Genomic DNA, 15,752 nt, shown 5'->3' with positions numbered 1-15,752 from the left:
CCAGATTATCCGACAGGAAACGGGAATATTTCCGCCCATCACGGAAAGGTGCATGGCGTCCGCTCGTCTGTGTGACAGGTTTGGCCTATTGCAAAAAATAGGAGACGCATGATGCGGATTTTGATGGCTCTGGTGATGGGCGCTTTTTTGACGGGGGCTGCGATGGCAGGCGAAAACGGGATTGTGCGCAAGGAAGCGGCAGCAGGTGTGACCGAGACGGTGGACCAGTTGATCGCAACGATGGAAGGGGCCGGGCTCAAGATCTTTGCTCGCGTGGACCACGGCGCAGGCGCGCAAAGCATCGGGGTCGACATCGGCGCGTCGCAACTGGTGATCTTTGGCAACCCCAAGGTCGGCACACCCGCCATCCAGGATGATCCGGTGTCGGGTCTGTTCTTGCCGATGAAAGTGCTCGTCTACGAAGACGGGACCGGCAAAACCATGATCGCCTACGAAGAGCCCGCCAAGATGCTGGGCCGTCTGGGCGGCGTGTCCGAAGACGCGGCCTATATCCAGACCATGACTGGCGCCTTGGGCAAGTTCACCGGCAGCGTCGCCAAGTAGGCCTAGCCCTTGAGCACTGCCAGAGCGGCGGTCAGATCAATTGCACCATCGTAAAGCGCGCGTCCAGAAATGGCACCGGCGATCACGCCGGTGTCTTTCAACGCGGTCAGGTCCGCCAGCGACGACACCCCACCGCTGGCAATCACAGGGATGTTGACCGCCTCGGCCAGCGCTTGCGTGGCAGGGATGTTGGGGCCACCCATCGCGCCGTCACGGTTGATGTCGGTATAGATGATCGCCGCCACACCCGCGTCCTCGAACGAGCGGGCCAGATCGGTTGCATCCACATCCGTTTCCGTGGCCCACCCTTTGGTCGCCACCTTGCCGCCACGTGCGTCGATGCCCACCGCCACATGTCCGGGAAAGGCGCGCGCCGCTTCGCGCACCAGGTCGGGGTCCTCGACCGCGACGGTGCCCAGGATCACACGTTGCAGCCCCTTGTCGAGCCATGCCTCGATCGTGGCCATGTCGCGGATGCCCCCGCCCAGTTGCGCGGGCACCTTGCAGGCCTTGAGGATCGCTTCGACCGGGGCGGCGTTGACAGGTTGGCCGGCGAACGCGCCGTTCAAATCCACCAGATGCAACCACTCACAGCCCGCATCCACAAAGGCACGCGCCTGTGCTGCGGGGTCATCGTTGAACACGGTTGCGCGGTCCATATCCCCATGCACAAGGCGCACGGCCTGCCCGTCTTTGAGGTCGATGGCGGGGTAGAGGATCATGGAAATCAGCCCTTTTTCTGCAGTTATCCGCCGTTTGGCACCTTACGTCACGATTTGCAACGCGACCCTAGGTCATTCTTGATTTGCAACGCCCCCCTGCCCCAAGGTTCCGGGCATAACGGAGGAGACACTCAATGAAACACCTGTTTGCAGCCGCGTGTGTGGCCGTCATGGGCGCCGGTATGGCAATGGCAGAGCCCGCCACCGGCACATGGAAGACCGAGACCAGCGACGAAGGCGCATTCCTGCACGTCAAGATCGCGCCCTGCGGCTCGAACATCTGCGGCACCATCACCAAGGTCGTTGGCAGCGATGACACGTCCAGCGTCGGCAAGCCGATCATCTGGGACATGAAAGCCAAAGGCAACGGCAGCTATTCCGGTGGCAAGATCTGGGCCCCGGACACCGACAAGACCTATCGGTCCAAGATGTCGCTGAGCGGAAACGCGTTGAAAGTGTCGGGCTGTGTCGGCCCAATCTGCCGCGGCCAGACCTGGCAGCGCCTCAACTGAGGCCTGCCGCATACACGGCTACCTGCACCCGCGCCCCACTCGGCGCGGGTGTTTGCGTTTCAGAGCTTGGACGAGATGATGCCGGTGTTGAACCCGCCCATCCTGAGTTCGCCAAAGAGACGCTGGTATTCGATCTTGGGGCAGCGGTTTTGGATCACGGTGATGCCTTGCGCACGCGCCTTGGCTGCGGCGTCCGGATGGGAGACGCCGATCTGCATCCAGATGGTGCCAAGACCCGGCAGATGTTCCAACGCCTCGTCCACGATCTCTGGCACTGCGTCAGAGCGGCGGAAGATGTCGACCATGTCGACGGGTGTTTCAATCTCTGCCAGTGACGCTACCGTGGTGTGGCCAAAGAGGACCTGACCGGCATAGACCGGGTTGACCGGGATCACCGAAAACCCCTTGAGCGTCAGATAGCGCGCCACGAAATAGCTGGGGCGCACCTGGTTTGCCGACACCCCCACGACGGCCACCGTTTTGGTCCGCTTGAGCACATCGCGCAGCAGCGCGTCAGGATAGGTTTCGTCCATCATTTCCCCGTTTTTGGGCATGCTGACAAAAAAGCGCCCCAATCGCAAAGCGAAAGGGGCGCGCAAGGTACGGAACGAGGGACAGTGAATTAACCTGCAGGAGTTCCAAGCCTGCGGTTCACAACTCCAGATATGGTGGTCTGGGCTCTGTTAAAGACCCTCTCTCAAACCTGTGAACGAAGGGTTAAGTCGCGGTGGCGAATTTCTGCCGGGCGCAGGTTTTTTGCGCGTCAGTCCAGAATGTCCTCGATCAGGTCAAAGGCCTCTTCGAAGAAGTCACCCCAGCGCGATTTCCGCTTTTTGAATTTCTTGGATTTTTTGGGGGTCTGTGCGCGCAGAGCCGAGGGTTTGACCAATTCGCGGTCGCCCTTGGCGGCCTTGGATTTCTTGGGCAGCATTTTCAGGTCGTGCAGCGGCGCGCCACAGCTCGAACAGGCCAGTTCGTGACGGTCGCGCCCGCGCAGCACCAGTGCCGCGCGCGTGCCGCAATAACAGCAAGTGGCGATTTTCGTGGGGTAAGCGATGGCCGCCTCCTATGCGTGGTCCTTGGACGCATATAAGGCGATGGCGGCCGCATTTGAAACATTGAGTGAGCCAAAGCCGCCCGCGGCGTCGATTTTGACCAATCCGTCGCAGGTTTCACGGGTTTTCTGGCGCAGGCCCGGCCCTTCGGCCCCCAGCACGAGGGCCACGGCGCGGTCCTTTTTGCCGGCGAGCGCTGTTTCGATGGTCTGTTCAGCCTCGCCGTCGAGGCCCAGCACGAGATAGCCCATGCCTTGCAATTCGACGATCGCGTCCGACAGGTTGCGTACCCGCACATATGGTTGGCGTTCCAGAGCGCCAGAGGCGGTTTTCGCCAATGCGCCGGTTTCAGGGGCGGCGTGGTGACGGGTGCCGATGACAGCGGAGGCCCCCAACACTTCGGCGGAGCGGAGGATGGCGCCCACGTTGTGCGGATCGGTCACGCGGTCGAGCAGGATCAGGCGGGGCGCATCAGCGCCGATGGCCACGTCGGCCAACCCACCCCAATCGAGCGGCTTGACCTCGAGCACTGCGCCTTGGTGGACCGAGCCGGGGTCGATGGGCGGCTTGAAGCTGCGGGGGTCGACCACCTCGGCTGTGATGCCCGCATGGTCGATGGCGTCGGCCAGTTTGGTCTGGGCATTGAGCGTCACCATGAGGCGCAATTTCTGCCGCGCGGGGTTCATCAGCGCGTCACGCACGGCGTGCAACCCGAACAGCCAGACGGTCGCCGCGGCATCCGCCTTTTTGGCCTGTTCCTTTTCAACGACCCATTTGGGTTTTTTCATCTGTGCACCTTTGCTGGCATCGGCCCGATTTTGTGCCTTGACCCCTGATATTCGTCCCGGTAATCACGCGCTCACGCCATCGGGCTTTGCGCCCTAATGACGTAGTGGGCGACAGGCCGCAAGGTGTGGCAGGGGACTGTAACTCCCTCGCGGAGACGCACGCCTGGTTCGATTCCAGGGTCGCCCACCAAATACTCTTTCATTGATTTGTCAGTTCGGAACGTGACGGGATCGCGCGCGTTTTTTCGGTCTGTGCTTAGCTTTTGAAGAATCGTGTCGGCGGTTGTGTTGCTGCGTCATCCCGCATTTTGATGAATAATTCCGCGCGCTGCATCCATCCTGCGTGGGCGTTCCCGCCAAGATCAACTGGGGCACGGCAGCCTCGGCGACCTGTCTGATTAAAAGAGTCAACAAAACAATTTTATTTCCGACTAAAAAAGTCGGGTTGACTATTCTGATCGAATTACTCAGGTTTAAGACAGCATCCAGCCACCCCGCTCGACCATGGGGAAGCCCGACAATCGTCAGATGAAAGGACTTCCAAGATGAGAGACCAAGTGGACCATTTGAAAGACCTGAATCGTGAACGCTGTACGCCGCGCCCTGACCGATCTGAGGTGGCCGATATCTGGCTTCAGTCGGGGTTTACCGGAGGCTTCAGCATGGAGTGGGTTCTGGACCGTTACGACCACACGGTCACGCCTGCGCGGAGACACCTGTGATGACCTATCATTCAGCGAGAGAAACACTGAAACCTGCCCCGATCACCCTGCCGACATATGCCGCAGAGGATCTGACCAAGGGCGCGGATCAAGCCCATATCGTGCTGGGCGATCAAACCTACACGCTGCGGATCACGCGGGCGGGCAAGTTGATCCTGACCAAATGAGCAACGCAGCACAAAAACGCGGCGGCGCGCCTGTTGGCTTTGTCACCGAACTGGACGGCATCGAGGCCGCGTCTGTCATCTACTTGCGCCTTTGGAGCGACGGGGCTGACAGCCGCGACAACGTATGGGGCGATTTTGCCGCGAGCCTGGGCGTGGAACAGGGGCGCAAGGCGCTGACATCGTTCGAAAACCTGTGCAGCCTGTGTTCAAAGTTCGGGCGGCGGCCACTGATGCGACATGCAGTGAACTGCAAGTGCCTTGGCGCGGACGAATCCTGTTTCGCCAACTTTATCGGCACGGCAGTCACCGGGGACCGTGACGACGCCATGCTTATTGCGACGCTGCTTGTGCGGGCTGATGTTGCGCCGCTGCTGACATCGCTTGCGACGGATTTCGGGTTGGCGCTGAAGCGTATGAACCTGCGCGCGCCCAGACATTTGGCTGGCGAAGACCATGCCATGCACACACCTCCTACCACCCTTCACTGACAGGACCATTTCATGAAGAACGCCTTTCTATCATCCACGGCTTTGATTGCCTCCCTGGCGACCCCTGCCCTCGCCGTTGAAAAAGCCGAGGTTTTGGCGACCTATGCGGACATTGCCGCCGCCAAATACGAAGACAGCCTGACCACCGCGCGGACCTTGCAAGTGGCGGTGAATGCGCTGGTCGCGGCACCCTCGGCTGAGGCGCTGCAGGCCGCCAAGACCGCGTGGTTGGCCGCGCGTGTGCCGTATCAGCAGACGGAGGTGTACCGGTTCGGCAATGCCATCGTTGATGATTGGGAAGGCAAGGTGAATGCCTGGCCGTTGGACGAGGGTCTGATCGACTATGTGGACGCGTCCTATGGCGGGCCATCGGATGAAAACGAGTTTGCCGCGTTGAACGTGATTGCGAACCCTGTGTTCACGCTGTCGGGCACGGAGGTGGATGCGCGCCGGATCACGCCTGCTTTGCTTGAGGACACGCTGCAAGAGGCGGACGGGATCGAGGCCAATGTCGCCACGGGCTATCACGCGATTGAATTTCTGCTTTGGGGTCAGGACCTGAATGGTCATGCGGCGGGTGCGGGCAACCGGCCCTGGACGGATTACGCAGCGGGCGATGCCTGCACAAATGACAACTGTGATCGCCGCGCCGAATACCTTGTTGCCGCGACCGATCTGCTGATTTCTGATCTGGAATGGATGACCTCGCAATGGGCCGATGAGGGCGCCGCGCGTGGCGCGTTGACCGCAAATGCCGATGCCGGGCTGGCTGCGATCCTGACGGGTATGGGGTCCCTATCCTATGGCGAGGTTGCCGGGGAACGGATGCGCCTTGGCGTGATGCTGAACGATCCGGAGGAAGAACATTCCTGTTTTGCCGACAACACGCACAACGACCACTACTATGATGGGTTGGGTGTTCAGAACATCTACCTCGGTGCCTATGTCCGCGTGGATGGCACGGTGATTTCAGGGCCGTCCCTGTCCGATCTGGTTACTGAGGCCGACGCTGCACTGGATGCCGAGATGCGTGGCAAACTGAGCACGACGATGATGTCGCTTGGTCGGATCAAGACCGCCGCAGAGGCGGGATTTGCCTATGATCAGATGCTGGAGCGCGGCAACGACGCGGGCGAAGCCCTGATCATGGGGGGCGTGAACGGTTTCATTGATCAAACGCGGTCCATTGAGCGGGTGGTTTCGGCCCTTGGCCTGGACCAGATCGCGTTCGAAGGGTCCGACAGCCTCGATGATCCGGACGCTGTTTTCCACTAAATCAAACAAGGTCTTGTCGTCATGATCATCTGTCATTGTCAGAACATCACGGATCACGACATCAACGCAGCCATCGACTGGATGCGGGCGTCGGATGACAAGACCATCATCACCCCAGGCAAAGTCTATCGGGCATTGGGCAAGGCAGCGGATTGCGGCGGATGTATGCCGCTGTTCCTGTCGACCATGCGCAGCAACGACAACCTGGAAGTTCCCTCGACCCTCCCCATGCACCTGCGGAATTTGAAAGCCGCAGCCACACAGGACACAGCACATGAACGGCGACACGAAAGTTATTGAATATCTCAACGATGCCCTGCGCAGCGAACTGACCGCAGTCAGCCAATATTGGCTGCATTACCGGATGCAGGAGGATTGGGGCCTTGGGCATATGGCCAAGAAATCGCGTGAGGAAAGCATCGAAGAGATGAACCATGCGGACACCATCATCGCACGCATCCTGTTCCTGGGCGGGCATCCAAACCTGCAAAAGCTGGACCCGCTGCGCATTGGGCAGACGCCCAAGGAAACGCTGGAATGCGATCTGGCCGCCGAACATGGCGCGCGGGATTTGTATATGAAGGCCCGCCAACACTGCGAAACAGTGGGTGATTTCGTCACCAAGAACATCTTTGAGACGCTGTTGACCGACGAAGAGGGTCATATCGACTTTCTTGAGACGCAGCTCGACCTCGTGGCAAAACTCGGTGAAGAAAAATATGCGCAGCTCAATGCCTCGAAGATGGATGAAGCCGGGTAACCTGCTGGTTGTCGTGCTGGCCGGTGCCACGGTGGCATTGGCGGAACCATCTGCCGAGGGCCCCATGTGGGACCTTGGCGATCCGCATCTGAACACGGTCCCCCGTGCGGCTGAGGAAGCGGCGCGCATTGCGACGGTGACAGCACTGGCGACCGATTTCGATGCGCCGCAACGGTTCGAGGACAAACCCGGCGGGGCCGCGACTGTGCGGGCCATGACAAATGCCGATGCGTTTTCGCAACCGTCGGGCAATATCAGTTTTGAAGATCAGCTGGACTTTCGCGTGGGCAACGGCCTGTTTCGAAAGCTTTGGGTTTCGTCACCGTCTTCGACACTGGCCTCGGACGGTCTGGGCCCGCTTTACAATGCGCGGTCCTGTCAGCGGTGCCACATCAAGGACGGGCGCGGCCACCCGCCCGAGACTGCGGACGACAACGCGATTTCGATGTTCCTACGGGTTTCGATCCCCGGACCGGTGGATGCCAGCGAGGCCGCGATCAAGGACTACATCGCGACCTTGCCGGAACCGACCTATGGCACGCAGTTGCAGGATTTCGCGGTGCAGGGTCACGCCGCGGAATACCGGCTGGACATCACTTACGAGGAAGAGGTGGTGGTGCTGGCCGATGGGACAGAGGTTGCGCTGCGACATCCGACCTATGCGGCGGCTGACCTTGGGTATGGCCCATTGCATCCCGACGCGATGCTGTCGCCCCGCGTTGCGCCACAGATGATCGGCCTGGGCCTGCTCGAAGCGATCCCGGCGGCAGACATCCTTGCCAGAGCCGACCCCGATGATCTGAACGGTGACGGCATTTCGGGGCGGCCCAACGTCGTGTGGTCCGTGGAACATGACCGCCCCATGCTTGGCCGCTTTGGCCTCAAGGCGGGCAGCCCAACCGTCATGGAACAATCGGCCGCTGCCTTTGCCGGCGATATCGGCATTTCCAGCCCCCTGTTCCCGGCAGGTGCCGGGGAATGCACCGCCACGCAAAGCCGGTGCCGGGATGCCATTCACGGCGACAAGGACGCGCGCGGCACCGAGATTGACGCCGAGGGCATGGACCTGGTGACCTTTTACAGCCGCAATCTCGCGGTGCCTGCGCGCCGTGGGGCGGGTGACCCTGAGGTGTTGCGTGGCAAGCAGGTCTTTTATGCGACGGGCTGTGTGGCCTGTCACAGGCCCAGCTTTGTCACTCACCGCCTTGTGGATCAGCCCGCACAGAGTTTTCAGTTGATCTGGCCTTACACCGACATGTTGTTGCACGACATGGGTGCGGGTCTGGCCGACAATCGTCCCGAGGGGCGCGCCAACGGCCAGGAATGGCGAACGCCGCCGCTGTGGGGCATTGGACTGACCAAACAGGTGAGCGGACACACCTATTTCCTGCACGACGGTCGCGCACGATCGCTGCTGGAGGCGCTGTTGTGGCATGGCGGTGAAGCGCAGGCGCAACGGGATACAGTGGTGGGCATGGCCACCGCTGACCGCGAAGCCCTGATCGCATTTCTGGAGAGCCTATGAGACATATATGCCTGACACTTGCGCTCGTTGCAGCCCCGGTCGTGGCCCTGGCTGACACGCGAGACGACAAAATCGAAAGCATCGTAGCGGGTCATATCCTGCCACGGTTCGAGGCGCTCGCAGATGGCGCAGACGCCTTGTCAGTCGCGGCACAGCAGGATTGCGACCCGGCATCCGCCCCCCTCAAAGCGGCCTATGGCACAGCCTTTGATGCGTGGATATCGGCAAGTCACTTGCGCTTTGGTCCAACCGAGGTCGACGACCGGGCATTTGCGCTGGCCTTTTGGCCCGACAGCCGTGGGGCAACGCCGCGTGCGTTGAACGCGTTGCTTGCGGATCAGGACCCTATCGCAGCCTCGGCGCAGGGCTATGCTCAGGTCTCTATCGCGGCGCGTGGATTCTACGCGTTGGAGTTTCTGCTTTTTGACGATGCGCTGAGCGCGGAAAGCGATGCGCGCTATCACTGCCAGTTGGTTCGGACGATCAGCGCCGACATTGCGGCGACGTCCCGGAGCATCCAAGACGATTGGACAGCGTCCTATGCCACGGTGATGCTGACCCCTGCGCCGGACGGCGTCTACCGCAGTGACGCGGAGGTGCTGCAAGAGATGTTCAAGGCGCTTTCGACGGGGCTTCAATTCACATCCGAATCTCGTCTGGGGCGGCCCCTCGGCACGTTTGACCGCCCTCGACCGGCGCGGGCAGAGGCGCGTCGCTCGGGTCGCTCCGCTGCCCATGTTGCGCTGAGCCTGCGGTCCTTGCGCGATCTCGCTGCCCGTCTGGCAGAGGGCGATATGTCGAACAGGCTGGACGCCCGTTTTGATCATGCGCTGTCGCTGCTTGCCGCGCTGGATGACCCGACCTTTGCCACGGTTGCGGCACCTCAAACCCGGTTGAAGATCGAGATCATCCAGCAATCCGTTGACGCCATCCGCGCCGCTGTGCGCGATGATCTTGGACCGACGCTTGGCGTGGCGGCGGGGTTCAATGCGCTGGATGGGGATTGACGTGACGGTGACCGATACAGGACGCCGCCGGTTTCTGGGCGGTTTGATTGCTGTGGGCGTGGCGCCCGGTGTGACATGGGCGGATGCGGGCTCTCCGGCGTTTTTGTCGGCGGCTGCGCAACCGGACGGGCGTTTTGTGTTGTGCGGAATTGGTCGTGAACTCGACATCCGGTTTACACTGTCCTTGCCCGCCCGTGGTCATGCCGCTGCGGCGCATCCATTGCGCCCCGAGGCGGTTGCCTTTGCCAGACGGCCCGGCACCTTTGCGCTGGTCATTGATTGCGTGTTGGGGACGCAAATGGCGGTCCTTGAAGCGCCGGAGGGGCGGCACTTTTACGGGCATGGGGTGTTTTCATCGGACGGGCGTTATCTGTTCACCACTGAAAACGATTATGAGGCGGGACGTGGGCGCATTGGGGTGTGGGACGCGGGCCATGGGTATCGGCGCATCGCGGACTGGGACAGCGGCGGGATTGGCCCCCATGATATTGCGTTGCTGCCTGGATCGGACACCTTGGTTGTTGCCAATGGCGGCATCGACACGCATCCGGACACGGGCCGCACCAAACTGAACATCGCCACGATGGCGCCCAACCTTGCCTATGTCCAAGACGGCGTGGTGGTCGAGACCGCAGCCTTGCCAGCCCATCTGCACAAGAACTCCATCCGGCACCTGTCTGTGGGCCATGACGGGCATGTGGCGTTCGGGATCCAGTGGCAGGGGGACGGTCCAGCACCGGTGCTGGCGGGTGCGCATCGCATGGGTCAGACGCCCAGGCTGATGACCGCCCCCGAAGCGGCGATGCGGGACATGCAGGGCTATGTTGGCAGCATTGCTTTGTCGTCCAATGGGCGGACCATTTCGGTCACGTCACCGAGGGGGGGCGTGTTGCAGCATTACGACGTTGCCACGGCGGAGCTATTGGCGTCGCTGGCCATGCCAGATGTGAGTGGTGTGGCGGTGATGGGTGGCGCGCTTGCCGTGAGTGCGGGAACGGGTGCCTTGCATTTGATCGGCGCGGACGGCACCGCCCGAGAGCGGCAGACCCGGTTGCAGTGGGACAACCATCTGGTTGCGGTGGGTACGACGTCAGCGTGATGGAACCGGTTTGGGGCGTGCTGGCCTAGCCCGCGTAATGGGCGGCCAGCACCACATTTGCGATTGCGATGTCTCGCGCCGCGATGCCCGTCAGATCGGCCAGAGTGATCTGTGTGTCTGAGGTGCGACCGGACGCTGCGCCGCTCAGGATTTGACGGACCTATGGCATCTACATCCTGCACGACGAGATTTTCAACGGGTTGGGGCCAACGGGTGCGCGCCATCTGCCCTTTGTTGCGGATGTGTACGAGCGCGGGCTGTGGTTGAACGTGATGTCCAAGTCCTATGGTCTGCCGGGGGTGCGGGTTGGGTGGATCGCCTGTCAGGATGCCGACATCCTGTCGAAAATGGAACGGATGAAGCATTCCCTCTCCATCTGCCATTCCGGCCCAAGCGAGCAACTGACGATGATCACGTTGCAGAACTGCGACCGGCTGTTGCAGCGCAATTGCGGCATCGTGGACCAGACCCTGCCCAAGTGGGAGGCGTTCTTTGCCCGGCATCCCGACCTGTTCGACTGGCGACGCCCGGATGGGTCGTTCGTGGCTTTTCCGCGCTAAGTGGGGCCGGGGCGTTCTGTAAGTCGCTGGTCGAGGACAGTGGTGCGCTGCTTTTGCCCAGCACGAATTACCGGTCCGACCTGCAAGAGACACCGGATGATCGGTTCCGTCTGGGCTTCGGCCGCTGCGGGCTGGACGAAGGGTTGGCCGCGCTGGAGGCGCATATCCTGCGCAACAAGGGCGGCTGACGCGGCGCCTATTTGACCGTAGTGGACGCAGGTTTTGCTTGACCTGCCGCCTGTTCCTGCGCTGCCCTGTGAGCGTGTGGTGTGCGCCACGGGGATGCAGGGGAGAGTGCGCAGTGAGACTGAAGATCGGCCGGGTTCTTTTGGTCTGTGCCATAACGCTGTGCATTGTCGTGGTGGCCTATTCTGTCGCGGTGACGGCAGAGGTTGGGCAGCGGGCCGCATATGCGTTGGCCGCTGTGGGCACGGGAATTTTGGCGCTGCTGGTGCTGGTGGGGGTCATCGACGCAGACAGGGCGGACGACGGGGTGGTGACCACCATCGTGTCGTTGTTGCCACGGACGCTGAAACACGCGGACACCTCGCCCGTGCGGGCTGTGGTTGTGAGCCTGGGGCTGGGCGGGATCGCCGCCCTGTCCTATTGGGCGGGACCTGCGGGGCTGGGCACGCTTGTGGTGGCGTGCGGCGAGGCGGAAAAGGTCCAGCCGGTCACGGACGCGGTTCCAGCCGATTGCAAGGCCAGCTATGCCGAACGGTATTGGCGCGCGCCCTGGCAGCGGGCGGAACGTCCGGCGCTGGTCTGCTATGATGCCGCGTTGATCAGTTGGCCCGGAACCTGGAGCGCACCGGGGCGCGGAACCTGCGGCGCGCGGCCATTGGAGGCGCGGTTTGCACAGGTGGGCATCCCCTTTCCCGACGCGCTGGACACCGGTGCAACATCCGTTCATGACCGCGACCGCGCCGCATTTGACCGGCTGGCCGCAGGGTTGCAGAACGAAATCCCGGATCTGCGCCGGATGGACGACACGCTGCTTTTTGCGACGTGGAACATGCGGTGGCTGGGGCGCGCCAATCGGTTGGACATCTCTTATGTCCACATGGCGCAGATCATCTCGCATTTTGACGTGGTCGCCTTTCAGGAATTGCAGTCGCAAGACGGGTTGGACCGTATTCTGCGCTATCTCGGTCCGGCATGGCGGGCGGAATACGGGCTGGAATCGCCCGGCCCCCAAGGCAATCGGGAGCGGCTGGGGTTTCTCTATGACTCCAGTAAGGTACAGGTGGACCCTGTCTCGTCCAACATGGTGCTGGCGTCCTCTGACCTGCGCCACACAGAGACAGGGCAGCCGGCCCGCCCACCGTTTGTTGCCGCGTTTTCCGTGAATGGCCGCAAAGTACTGGTGGCCAACACCCATATCGTCTTTGGGCGCCCTGATGCCCGCGCGGACCGCATTTCAGAGCTTGAGGTGATAGCGCAGAACCTTGGCAATCATGCAAAGCGGTCCTTTGGTGGCATTCCCGCGCTGTTGGTTGGCGACATCAATGCCGAAACGCCGGACGGCCCCGTGATTGCTGCGGTCGAAGAGGCCGGGTTCTATACCGATGCGGCGTTGCGGTCTGCGCCAAGCTCGGTGTTCACCGACAAGGTTTATGATCAGATTTTCGTCCAGAACGACGCGGCTAAACGGTTGGTCTTTGGTCAGACGGGCACGTTCAATCCGTTTGATCACGTGATGCGGCGCGAGGATATGCCGCTGTTCCAGACGGATCTGGCGCGGGCCACGACCCTGACGCAGAGCGAGGATCGCAACCGCAACCTCTATACGCGTTGGCGCAGTTCTCAGTTGTCGGATCACAAGGTGAAATGGGCCGCATTCCGCATGGATTGGTAGCGGCCCCTGCCCCGGTGTTTTGCGGCGACCTGCATGTAAGAGCCCGTCGCCGCATCGCCCCGCGCGCTCAAGCGTTGCCCTGTGCGACAACCTCGCCGATCAGGCCCACAAAATCCTCGGCAGTGTTGATGCCCACCAGATCGCGTGCAGGTATCGTGTAGCCCCAGTTTTTGGCAATCTGGCGATAGATCGGCAGGCGAAATTCGATCAGCCGACGAAAGGCCCAGATCGCAAAGCCGTTTGGATCGACATCGCGCCAATCGGCATCCGCCCCCTGCGTTTCGAGATAGACGTTTTCAGCCGCCTCAAAGAACGCATCGGAGTAGTAGATCGGCTTGGGCCGTTCACAGAAACGGTCGATCAGTTCCTGGCGGGCGGCATCGTCGCCTTCGATGTAGAGCAGGACGTGATCGCGGGCGAGCTTTTGCAGGATCGGATCGTTGCGGTCGTTGGGATCGACCACGCTGCACAGGCTGCCGGACGTGTCACAGACGAAGTGGTTGTAGTTCAGGATGCCGCGCGCGCGGTCCTGAAAGGCGCGGATGTCCTGCATCGCAGCCGTTTCGGCACGTTTGTGGACCGCCTGCCGCGCCAGAAAGGCGCAGCGATCCATGCCGCCCTTGGCCGGGTCGCCGATCTGACCCAGATAGGCCGACATGGCATCCAGGTTGTCGATCCCGAACTTTGCCTTGATCGTGACCGCATCCGCCCGCAACAGGTTCGGGAACGGTGCCAGTTCCATCGCAGCGCGGCGCAGGTCATCGTCGATGTGGGACGCCAGATAGGCCGATCCGATGCGGTAATCGACCGAGTAATGGAACCAGTCACCCGTGGCGCGCAACATGTTGGACAGGTGCGTCTTGCCCACGCCGCTCATGCCGATGAGGGCGATGTTCTTGATCTCCAGGCTGCGAAACTCCTGGGCTGTGCTCATTTTCATGTCAGGCCTCCTTTGGTGTGGCGGGTTGGTTGAACAGGGCGGCGATCCCGCCCGCGTCGAGCCGGTCCATCAGGTGTGTGGGCAGGGCCGCAGTTGTGCCCAGCACTGGCGTGCTCAGGTCAGCCCAAGCGACGGCCTCGGTCCCAAAGACCGCAAGGCAGCGTTGCGCGAAGCGTGGCGAAACGGGCTGCAACAGGGCGGCGATCAGGCGGAACTGGCATAGCGCCTGCGTGGTGACCGCATTGCGCGCCACCAGATCGGTTTGCGCCCACGGCGCATGCGACTGGATAAAGCCGTTGGTGCGGGTTGCGATGTCGACGATCCGGCGGATGGCCTGCCCCGGTTCAAAGGCGTGGAATTGCGCAACCGCATCGTCGGCAAGTGCGGCGCACTCGGCCCAGAGTGCGGGGTCCAGCAGGGTGTCAGACAGGTGCACCGCCTCCGGGTCCTGCACCAGACCGCGCAACCGCACGGGGATGTTGGCGATCTTGCCCACCAGTTCGGCATTGACCCGATCCACCACGTCGCGGGCGGAAAAGTCGATATCGGTGGTGAAATCGCCCAAGCGCGACAAGAGCGCATAGCGCACCGCGTCGCTGTCCACATGTGCCGCCAGATCGCTGGCCAGCAAGAAGGTGCCGCGCGATTTGCTCATCTTGGCGCCCTCAACCGTCAGGAAGCCGTGCGCTTGCACGCGGCTGGGCAACCGGCATTTGCCGGCCGTCAGCAAGGCGGGCCAGAACACGGCGTGAAACGAGATGATGTCCTTGCCAATGTGGTGGATGATTTCGGTGTCCGACCCCTCGCCCCAATCATCGCGCCACGTCCGGCTGCTGCCAGTGGCGTTCAGATAGGCGATCAGCGACGCGATGTAGCCGAGCGGTGCATCGAGCCAGACGTAGAAGAACTTTCCCGGCTCGTCCGGGATCGGAAAGCCGAAATACGGCGCGTCACGCGAGATGTCCCAGTCGCGCAGACCATCATCGAACCAGTCGCTGATTTTGGCCAACACACCGGACTGCAACGTCCCCGATTGCGCCCATGCACGCACGATGGGTTCCAGCGCGCTGACGCGAAAAAACAGGTGCTCGGAGTCGGCAATGACAGGTGTCGCGCCCGTCAGCGTTGAAACGGGATGCGCCAGTTCGGTCGCCTGATAGGTCGCGCCGCAAGCCTCGCAATTGTCGCCATACTGGTCCAGCGCCCCGCATTTCGGGCAGCCCCCTTTGACGTGCCGATCACTGAGAAAACGGCCTGCGTCCGGGTCGAAGAGTTGCGCGACATTGCGGCGGTCGATCAGGCCCGCCTCCTGCATGTGGCGGTAGACTTCGGCGCACAGGGCCTCGTTTTCGGGGCTGTCGGTGCTGTGATAGTGGTCCAAGGAAATGTCGAAGGCGGCATAGTCCGCGCGGTGGCGCGCGCCGATGTCGGCGATCAGTTCTTGTGGGGTCTGGTTCTGGGCTGCGGCTTTGATCTCGATCGGCGTGCCGTGGCAATCATCGGCCCCGAGAAAGACGACATCGTCGCCGCGGGCGCGGCGGTGACGGGCGTGGCAGTCGGCAAAGATTGCCTCGACCAGGTGCCCGACATGCAGGTCGCCGTTGGCATAGGCCAGAGCGATGGTTTGCACCACGCGGGTGGGGGTGTTCTGTGTCATTGGATGTCCTTTGGATGTGCTGAGGTCGCCAGCCCCACCGCGTGCGGGCAGAG

General features: G+C 61.9%; 21 protein-coding genes and 1 tRNA gene. 15 read left to right on the top strand and 7 right to left on the bottom strand.

Annotation, left to right across the window (positions count from 1 at the left end; translation table 11 throughout):
- The first annotated feature begins 108 nt into the window (after nucleotides 1-108).
- Complete coding sequence (locus Q0936_RS04670) at nucleotides 109-564, top strand: DUF302 domain-containing protein (protein ID WP_299296028.1); 456 nt, start codon at nucleotides 109-111, stop codon at nucleotides 562-564.
- A gap of 2 nt (nucleotides 565-566) precedes the next feature.
- Here the strand turns inward: Q0936_RS04670 and hisA are convergent, their stop codons facing one another.
- The gene (hisA, locus tag Q0936_RS04665) at nucleotides 567-1,286 is read right to left on the bottom strand and encodes a 1-(5-phosphoribosyl)-5-[(5-phosphoribosylamino)methylideneamino]imidazole-4-carboxamide isomerase (protein WP_299140299.1); all 720 of its coding nucleotides are present in this window, start codon (nucleotides 1,284-1,286) and stop codon (nucleotides 567-569) included.
- A gap of 134 nt (nucleotides 1,287-1,420) precedes the next feature.
- Here hisA and Q0936_RS04660 point away from each other — a divergent pair, with 134 nt between their 5' ends.
- Nucleotides 1,421-1,798 (top strand): DUF2147 domain-containing protein, encoded by a 378-nt coding sequence (locus tag Q0936_RS04660; RefSeq protein ID WP_299140297.1) that lies wholly within the window; start codon nucleotides 1,421-1,423, stop codon nucleotides 1,796-1,798.
- A 59-nt stretch (nucleotides 1,799-1,857) separates the two neighbouring features.
- Here the strand turns inward: Q0936_RS04660 and Q0936_RS04655 are convergent, their stop codons facing one another.
- The 3 genes from Q0936_RS04655 to rlmB form a co-directional block, all read right to left on the bottom strand.
- Complete coding sequence (locus Q0936_RS04655) at nucleotides 1,858-2,331, bottom strand: CoA-binding protein (RefSeq protein WP_299296054.1); 474 nt, start codon at nucleotides 2,329-2,331, stop codon at nucleotides 1,858-1,860.
- Between the two features lie 230 nt (nucleotides 2,332-2,561).
- Nucleotides 2,562-2,855 carry a hypothetical protein gene (locus tag Q0936_RS04650; protein WP_299296052.1) on the bottom strand — a complete coding sequence of 98 codons (294 nt, stop codon included), beginning with the start codon at nucleotides 2,853-2,855 and terminating at the stop codon, nucleotides 2,562-2,564.
- A 9-nt stretch (nucleotides 2,856-2,864) separates the two neighbouring features.
- Nucleotides 2,865-3,641, bottom strand: coding sequence for a 23S rRNA (guanosine(2251)-2'-O)-methyltransferase RlmB (rlmB, locus tag Q0936_RS04645; RefSeq protein ID WP_299296025.1), 777 nt, complete (start codon nucleotides 3,639-3,641; stop codon nucleotides 2,865-2,867).
- A gap of 106 nt (nucleotides 3,642-3,747) precedes the next feature.
- On the opposite strand from rlmB, the gene Q0936_RS04640 reads away from it, so the two are divergent.
- The 10 genes from Q0936_RS04640 to Q0936_RS04595 all read left to right on the top strand — a co-directional run bounded on the left by Q0936_RS04640 (nucleotide 3,748) and on the right by Q0936_RS04595 (nucleotide 10,684).
- Nucleotides 3,748-3,831 (top strand) — tRNA-Tyr (locus Q0936_RS04640).
- 355 nt (nucleotides 3,832-4,186) lie between these two features.
- Nucleotides 4,187-4,363 carry a hypothetical protein gene (locus Q0936_RS04635; RefSeq protein ID WP_299140230.1) on the top strand — a complete coding sequence of 59 codons (177 nt, stop codon included), beginning with the start codon at nucleotides 4,187-4,189 and terminating at the stop codon, nucleotides 4,361-4,363.
- The gene (locus tag Q0936_RS04630) at nucleotides 4,363-4,530 is read left to right on the top strand and encodes a hemin uptake protein HemP (protein ID WP_299140229.1); all 168 of its coding nucleotides are present in this window, start codon (nucleotides 4,363-4,365) and stop codon (nucleotides 4,528-4,530) included. Before Q0936_RS04635 ends, Q0936_RS04630 begins: the two co-directional genes overlap by 1 nt.
- Nucleotides 4,527-5,018 (top strand): hypothetical protein, encoded by a 492-nt coding sequence (locus Q0936_RS04625; RefSeq protein WP_299140228.1) that lies wholly within the window; start codon nucleotides 4,527-4,529, stop codon nucleotides 5,016-5,018. The genes Q0936_RS04630 and Q0936_RS04625 overlap by 4 nt, the downstream gene beginning before the upstream one ends.
- A 12-nt stretch (nucleotides 5,019-5,030) precedes the next feature.
- Nucleotides 5,031-6,293 (top strand): imelysin family protein, encoded by a 1,263-nt coding sequence (locus Q0936_RS04620; RefSeq protein ID WP_299296023.1) that lies wholly within the window; start codon nucleotides 5,031-5,033, stop codon nucleotides 6,291-6,293.
- A 21-nt stretch (nucleotides 6,294-6,314) separates the two neighbouring features.
- On the top strand, nucleotides 6,315-6,593 hold the full coding sequence (locus tag Q0936_RS04615) for a bacterioferritin-associated ferredoxin (RefSeq protein ID WP_299296021.1): 279 nt from the start codon (nucleotides 6,315-6,317) through the stop codon (nucleotides 6,591-6,593).
- Nucleotides 6,568-7,053: a bacterioferritin gene (gene bfr, locus Q0936_RS04610; protein ID WP_299296019.1), complete on the top strand. Its 486-nt coding sequence runs from the start codon at nucleotides 6,568-6,570 to the stop codon at nucleotides 7,051-7,053. Before Q0936_RS04615 ends, bfr begins: the two co-directional genes overlap by 26 nt.
- Complete coding sequence (locus Q0936_RS04605) at nucleotides 7,040-8,578, top strand: di-heme oxidoredictase family protein (protein WP_299377924.1); 1,539 nt, start codon at nucleotides 7,040-7,042, stop codon at nucleotides 8,576-8,578. The genes bfr and Q0936_RS04605 overlap by 14 nt, the downstream gene beginning before the upstream one ends.
- The gene (locus Q0936_RS04600; RefSeq protein WP_299296015.1) at nucleotides 8,575-9,585 is read left to right on the top strand and encodes an imelysin family protein; all 1,011 of its coding nucleotides are present in this window, start codon (nucleotides 8,575-8,577) and stop codon (nucleotides 9,583-9,585) included. The genes Q0936_RS04605 and Q0936_RS04600 overlap by 4 nt, the downstream gene beginning before the upstream one ends.
- Nucleotides 9,575-10,684, top strand: coding sequence for a DUF1513 domain-containing protein (locus Q0936_RS04595; RefSeq protein WP_299296050.1), 1,110 nt, complete (start codon nucleotides 9,575-9,577; stop codon nucleotides 10,682-10,684). Before Q0936_RS04600 ends, Q0936_RS04595 begins: the two co-directional genes overlap by 11 nt.
- A 25-nt stretch (nucleotides 10,685-10,709) precedes the next feature.
- Here Q0936_RS04595 and Q0936_RS20370 read toward each other — a convergent pair whose 3' ends face one another.
- Entirely contained in the window at nucleotides 10,710-10,793 is an 84-nt protein-coding gene (locus Q0936_RS20370) for a hypothetical protein (protein WP_363323285.1), read from the bottom strand.
- Between the two features lie 91 nt (nucleotides 10,794-10,884).
- Between Q0936_RS20370 and Q0936_RS04590 the strand changes: the two genes are divergently transcribed.
- The 3 genes from Q0936_RS04590 (at nucleotide 10,885) to Q0936_RS04580 (ending at nucleotide 13,102) form a co-directional block, all read left to right on the top strand.
- The gene (locus Q0936_RS04590) at nucleotides 10,885-11,244 is read left to right on the top strand and encodes an aminotransferase class I/II-fold pyridoxal phosphate-dependent enzyme (RefSeq protein WP_299296012.1); all 360 of its coding nucleotides are present in this window, start codon (nucleotides 10,885-10,887) and stop codon (nucleotides 11,242-11,244) included.
- A gap of 53 nt (nucleotides 11,245-11,297) precedes the next feature.
- The gene (locus Q0936_RS04585; protein ID WP_299296010.1) at nucleotides 11,298-11,432 is read left to right on the top strand and encodes a hypothetical protein; all 135 of its coding nucleotides are present in this window, start codon (nucleotides 11,298-11,300) and stop codon (nucleotides 11,430-11,432) included.
- Between the two features lie 113 nt (nucleotides 11,433-11,545).
- A complete protein-coding gene (locus Q0936_RS04580; RefSeq protein ID WP_299296008.1) occupies nucleotides 11,546-13,102 on the top strand; it encodes an endonuclease/exonuclease/phosphatase family protein in 1,557 nt (518 codons plus the stop codon).
- A 67-nt stretch (nucleotides 13,103-13,169) separates the two neighbouring features.
- On the opposite strand, the gene Q0936_RS04575 is transcribed toward Q0936_RS04580, so the two are convergent.
- Together Q0936_RS04575 and metG are read right to left on the bottom strand one after the other, a co-directional pair.
- Nucleotides 13,170-14,042: an ATPase gene (locus Q0936_RS04575; RefSeq protein WP_299140207.1), complete on the bottom strand. Its 873-nt coding sequence runs from the start codon at nucleotides 14,040-14,042 to the stop codon at nucleotides 13,170-13,172.
- Between the two features lies 1 nt (nucleotide 14,043).
- Nucleotides 14,044-15,699, bottom strand: coding sequence for a methionine--tRNA ligase (metG, locus tag Q0936_RS04570; RefSeq protein WP_299296006.1), 1,656 nt, complete (start codon nucleotides 15,697-15,699; stop codon nucleotides 14,044-14,046).
- Nucleotides 15,700-15,752: the final 53 nt, after the last annotated feature.

Source organism: uncultured Tateyamaria sp. (assembly GCF_947488715.1).
In the GTDB taxonomy this organism is placed as follows: Bacteria; Pseudomonadota; Alphaproteobacteria; order Rhodobacterales; family Rhodobacteraceae; genus Tateyamaria.
The sequence above is the reverse complement of the archived record's forward strand: the minus strand, read 5'-3'. Positions and strand labels throughout refer to the sequence as shown.